2 tRNA genes and 3 rRNA genes are annotated in these 5,985 nt (G+C 52.0%); all 5 read left to right on the top strand.

The window, feature by feature from the left end:
* Positions 1-513: 513 nt before the first annotated feature.
* Positions 514-1,979 (top strand): 16S ribosomal RNA (locus ACXAH3_RS16375).
* 176 nt (positions 1,980-2,155) lie between these two features.
* Positions 2,156-2,232, top strand: a tRNA-Ile gene (locus tag ACXAH3_RS16370).
* Between the two features lie 143 nt (positions 2,233-2,375).
* A tRNA-Ala gene (locus ACXAH3_RS16365) sits at positions 2,376-2,451 on the top strand.
* 389 nt (positions 2,452-2,840) lie between these two features.
* A 23S ribosomal RNA gene (locus tag ACXAH3_RS16360) occupies positions 2,841-5,671 on the top strand.
* Between the two features lie 111 nt (positions 5,672-5,782).
* A 5S ribosomal RNA gene (gene rrf / locus ACXAH3_RS16355) occupies positions 5,783-5,897 on the top strand.
* Together the 16S, 23S and 5S rRNA genes with 2 tRNA genes alongside form the textbook arrangement of a ribosomal RNA operon.
* Positions 5,898-5,985 lie beyond the last annotated feature (88 nt).

The raw sequence follows: 5,985 nt of genomic DNA, 5'->3' as shown, positions 1-5,985 counted from the left end.
TTTTCTAAAAAAAGCGCTTGCGGGTATCGTTCGGTGGGACTAGAACCCACTTCACCGGCGGCGCTGAGGCGCACAACGGGACGCCAGACGGCGCGGACGACAGGGTCGCAAGACGCGGTAAGATGCAAAGTTTGGTTATAATACAGAGGCTTATCGGCGGGGCGCGCTAAAGGAAACGGCAGCGCATCTGGTTGGTTTTTGTCTCTGGGTTCTGGTTTTTCTGGGACCCACGCTCTTTGAAATTGATGGTATCTGAAGAGATATGTGGGCGGTTTGGTTCATTCGATGAACAAACAACTGCACATATATCCAACTACCTAGCGAGGCCTTTCGGGGTTTAGCGATGATGGATAGTCAGCTTCACTGTTTGTCGGCTTTCGGTATCTTTTGATACTGATGTCACAAACAGAAGTAGGTCCGACCAGCCGGTTGGACCGGAACGTTTCTAAGTCAATTGGAAACAACAGTATGTGCAGAGGTTCGAACGTCAAGGATACGCTGGTAACAGCGTTTCAACTTGAGAGTTTGATCCTGGCTCAGAACGAACGCTGGCGGCAGGCCTAACACATGCAAGTCGAGCGCACTCTTCGGAGTGAGCGGCGGACGGGTTAGTAACGCGTGGGAATATACCCGGTACTAAGGAATAGCCACTGGAAACGGTGAGTAATACCTTATACGCCCTTCGGGGGAAAGATTTATCGGTATCGGATTAGCCCGCGTTAGATTAGATAGTTGGTGGGGTAATGGCCTACCAAGTCTACGATCTATAGCTGGTTTGAGAGGATGATCAGCAACACTGGGACTGAGACACGGCCCAGACTCCTACGGGAGGCAGCAGTGGGGAATCTTGGACAATGGGCGCAAGCCTGATCCAGCCATGCCGCGTGAGTGATGAAGGCCCTAGGGTCGTAAAGCTCTTTCGCCAGGGATGATAATGACAGTACCTGGTAAAGAAACCCCGGCTAACTCCGTGCCAGCAGCCGCGGTAATACGGAGGGGGTTAGCGTTGTTCGGAATTACTGGGCGTAAAGCGCGCGTAGGCGGATTAGTCAGTTAGAGGTGAAATCCCAGGGCTCAACCCTGGAACTGCCTTTAATACTGCTAGTCTTGAGTTCGAGAGAGGTGAGTGGAATTCCGAGTGTAGAGGTGAAATTCGTAGATATTCGGAGGAACACCAGTGGCGAAGGCGGCTCACTGGCTCGATACTGACGCTGAGGTGCGAAAGTGTGGGGAGCAAACAGGATTAGATACCCTGGTAGTCCACACCGTAAACGATGAATGCCAGTCGTCGGGTAGTATACTATTCGGTGACACACCTAACGGATTAAGCATTCCGCCTGGGGAGTACGGTCGCAAGATTAAAACTCAAAGGAATTGACGGGGGCCCGCACAAGCGGTGGAGCATGTGGTTTAATTCGAAGCAACGCGCAGAACCTTACCAACCCTTGACATCCTGATCGCGGTTACCAGAGATGGTTTCCTTCAGTTCGGCTGGATCAGTGACAGGTGCTGCATGGCTGTCGTCAGCTCGTGTCGTGAGATGTTCGGTTAAGTCCGGCAACGAGCGCAACCCACATCTTTAGTTGCCAGCAGTTCGGCTGGGCACTCTAAAGAAACTGCCCGTGATAAGCGGGAGGAAGGTGTGGATGACGTCAAGTCCTCATGGCCCTTACGGGTTGGGCTACACACGTGCTACAATGGCATCTACAGTGGGTTAATCCCCAAAAGATGTCTCAGTTCGGATTGGGGTCTGCAACTCGACCCCATGAAGTCGGAATCGCTAGTAATCGCGTAACAGCATGACGCGGTGAATACGTTCCCGGGCCTTGTACACACCGCCCGTCACACCATGGGAGTTGGTTCTACCTGACGGCCGTGCGCTAACCTTCGGGAGGCAGCGGACCACGGTAGGATCAGCGACTGGGGTGAAGTCGTAACAAGGTAGCCGTAGGGGAACCTGCGGCTGGATCACCTCCTTTCTAAGGATGTACCTAGCTGGGTGAATGTTCGCATTCACTTACATGGATACACTTAGCAAGATCTGTCCTTTGCAGATCTATATCGGCAGACCCTTTTGGGTACTGTATACGGACCGAACCGTCCTCATATCTCTTCAGTGCAATGAATATCAAAGACAGACCTGCCGGTCTGGTAAGGGTCGGTAGCTCAGGTGGTTAGAGCGCACGCCTGATAAGCGTGAGGTCGGAGGTTCAAGTCCTCCTCGACCCACCAACATCCAAATCGAAGATTTGGATGGGCGACAGGGTATTTGACGCAGTCAAATGTCCCGAGAGCCAAAAGCTTCAACCTTCTCGGCAGATTTTGCGATGCAAAATCGCCTGTCAGGTATCCGCGAATTGTTCCAATTCGCTTCAGGGGCCTTAGCTCAGTTGGTAGAGCGCCTGCTTTGCAAGCAGGATGTCAGGAGTTCGAATCTCCTAGGCTCCACCATTACCTTCCTGTCGATTAGATCGCTAAGAACCAAGTTTGGTTTTTAGCCGTCCAATCGGACGTCTTTTACATCGTTTAGAGAGAATACAATAACAACACTGTTGGTCGCGCAAGTGAGCGTCTGACCTCAGCGGTTCTTCCTTCGGGAAGCGGTTGATTTTGGTCCCTTTCCTCGGACCTTCTTCGATATCGCTGCTGAAATGATAGTGTTGTCCAAGTCAAGTACACTAACCAAGGTCTGAGAGATCAGATCTTATGTGCTTCAAGTAGGGCGGTGACCGACATCACTGCTCAGTATTGCTTGAAGCGCGGGAAAGTATGCTTTTGATCCAGTTTGCCCTTCGGGGTAAGAAGCGGGACACGCAAAAGGCCTGTCTTCTTCTGGATCAAATCAAGCGCGAGAAGGGCGTTTGGTGAATGCCTTGGCAGTAAGAGGCGATGAAGGACGTGATACTCTGCGATAAGCTTCGGGAAGGTGAGAATAGCCGTTATACCCGAAGATCTCCGAATGGGGGAACCCACCTGACAGTTCATTATAATTACTTCGGTAATTTATAGTGTTCTGAAACAGGTACTTTTAACCTGAATACATAGGGTTTTAAGAGCAAACCCGGGGAACTGAAACATCTAAGTACCCGGAGGAAAGGAAATCAATTGATACTCCCCTAGTAGCGGCGAGCGAACGGGGACCAGCCGAGCCATGAGTGTGGATAGAATGCGTTGGGAAGCGCAACCATAGAGGGTGACAGTCCCGTATATGAAGCATGATTGGACGTATTAAGTAGGGCGGAACACGTGAAATTCTGTCTGAAGATCGGAGGACCACCTTCGAAGGCTAAGTACTCCTTACTGACCGATAGCGAACCAGTACCGTGAGGGAAAGGTGAAAAGCACCCCGACGAGGGGAGTGAAACAGTACCTGAAACCGAACGCCTACAATCAGTCGGAGGCCCCTTGAGGGCTGACGGCGTACCTTTTGTATAATGGGTCATCGACTTGGTCTTACTAGCAAGCTTAAGCCGTTAGGTGTAGGCGCAGCGAAAGCGAGTCTTAATAGGGCGAATGAGTTAGTAGGATCAGACCCGAAACCGAGTGATCTAGGCATGGCCAGGTTGAAGGTGCGGTAACACGCACTGGAGGACCGAACCCACATCTGTTGAAAAAGATCGGGATGAGCTGTGCCTAGGGGTGAAAGGCCAATCAAACTCGGAGATAGCTGGTTCTCCGCGAAATCTATTTAGGTAGAGCGTCATACGAATACTCCCGGGGGTAGAGCACTGAATGGGTAATGGGGGCCCACAGCCTTACTGATCCTAATCAAACTCCGAATACCGGGAAGTACTATATGGCAGACACACAGCGGATGCTAACGTCCGTTGTGGAGAGGGAAACAACCCTGACCTACAGCTAAGGCCCCTAATTCATGGCTAAGTGGGAAAGCAGGTGGGACGACCAAAACAACCAGGAGGTTGGCTTAGAAGCAGCCATCCTTTAAAGATAGCGTAACAGCTCACTGGTCTAAATAAGTTGTCCTGCGGCGAAGATGTACCGGGGCTCAAGCCATGAGCCGAAGCTTAGGATGCACATTTATGTGCGTGGTAGCGGAGCGTAGTGTGACATAGTTCCATTCCTCATTAGATCCTTCGGGATCATTTGAGGATCGGAGCTTTCGATGAAGCCGGCCTGTGAGGGATCCGGTGGAGAGATCACTAGCGAGAATGATGACATGAGTAGCGACAAAGGGGGTGAGAGACCCCCTCGCCGAAAATCCAAGGGTTCCTGCTTAAAGCTAATCTGAGCAGGGTAAGCCGGCCCCTAAGCCGAGGCCGAAAGGCGTAGGCGATGGGAACCAGGTTAATATTCCTGGGCCAGAAGGATGTGACGGATCGTGACTGTAGTTTGCCCTTATCGGATTGGGCAGGCTGCTAATCGGTTCCTGGAAATAGCCCTTCATGAGACCGTACCCTAAACCGACACAGGTGGATAGGTAGAGTATACCAAGGCGCTTGAGAGAACGATGTTGAAGGAACTCGGCAAAATACCTCCGTAAGTTCGCGAGAAGGAGGCCCAGTTTCTACGCAAGTATTGACTGGGGGCACAAACCAGGGGGTGGCGACTGTTTACTAAAAACACAGGGCTCTGCGAAGTCGCAAGACGACGTATAGGGTCTGACGCCTGCCCGGTGCCTGAAGGTTAAAAGGAGGAGTGCAAGCTCCGAATTGAAGCCCAGGTAAACGGCGGCCGTAACTATAACGGTCCTAAGGTAGCGAAATTCCTTGTCGGGTAAGTTCCGACCTGCACGAATGGCGTAACGACTTCCCCGCTGTCTCCAACATCGACTCAGCGAAATTGAATTGCCTGTCAAGATGCAGGCTTCCCGCGGTTAGACGGAAAGACCCCGTGCACCTTTACTACAGCTTCACATTGGCATCAGACACAACATGTGCAGAATAGGTGGTAGGCTTTGAACCAGGGACGCCAGTTCCTGGGGAGCCTCCTTTGAGATACCACCCTTGTTCTGTTTGATGTCTAACCGCGGTCCGTTATCCGGATCCGGGACCCTGTGTGGCGGGTAGTTTGACTGGGGCGGTCGCCTCCTAAAGAGTAACGGAGGCGCGCGAAGGTTGGCTCAGAGCGGTCGGAAATCGCTCGTTGAGTGCAATGGCAGAAGCCAGCCTGACTGCGAGACTGACAAGTCGAGCAGAGTCGAAAGACGGCCATAGTGATCCGGTGGTCCCGAGTGGAAGGGCCATCGCTCAACGGATAAAAGGTACGCCGGGGATAACAGGCTGATACTGCCCAAGAGTCCATATCGACGGCAGTGTTTGGCACCTCGATGTCGGCTCATCTCATCCTGGGGCTGGAGCAGGTCCCAAGGGTACGGCTGTTCGCCGTTTAAAGAGGTACGTGAGCTGGGTTTAGAACGTCGTGAGACAGTTCGGTCCCTATCTGCCGTGGGTGTAGGATACTTGAGAGGAGTTGCCCCTAGTACGAGAGGACCGGGGTGAACGTTCCACTGGTGGACCAGTTATCGTGCCAACGGTAGTGCTGGGTAGCTATGAACGGACAGGATAACCGCTGAAGGCATCTAAGCGGGAAGCCCCCCTCAAAACAAGGTATCCCTGAGGACCGAGGAAGACTACCTCGTCGATAGGCCAGAGGTGTAAGCGTGGCAACACGTTCAGCTGACTGGTACTAATGGTCCGATAGGCTTGATTTGATCCAGTAGAAGACAGTTCTACGGATAATCAAAAGCATACATCACACAGTGTGCTGACTTGGATAAATTGTTCTTCACGACAGTGAAAACAATCAATGGTTCTTTATTCGGTTTGGTGGTCACAGCGCCAGTGAAACACCCGATCCCTTCCCGAACTCGGCCGTTAAGCACGGTTGCGCCGATGGTACTGCGTCTTAAGGCGTGGGAGAGTAGGTCACCGCCAAACCTAATAAAGAACCAGAAAGTATCCTCTCAAAATGATGAACAAAACACAAAACGCCGGTAGCTGAATAAGCCGCCGGCGTTCGTGTGTT

The organism is Aliiroseovarius sp. ABM4_368, assembly GCF_056161205.1.
Note: the sequence above shows the minus strand (reverse complement) of the source record. Positions and strands in the feature narration are given on the sequence as shown.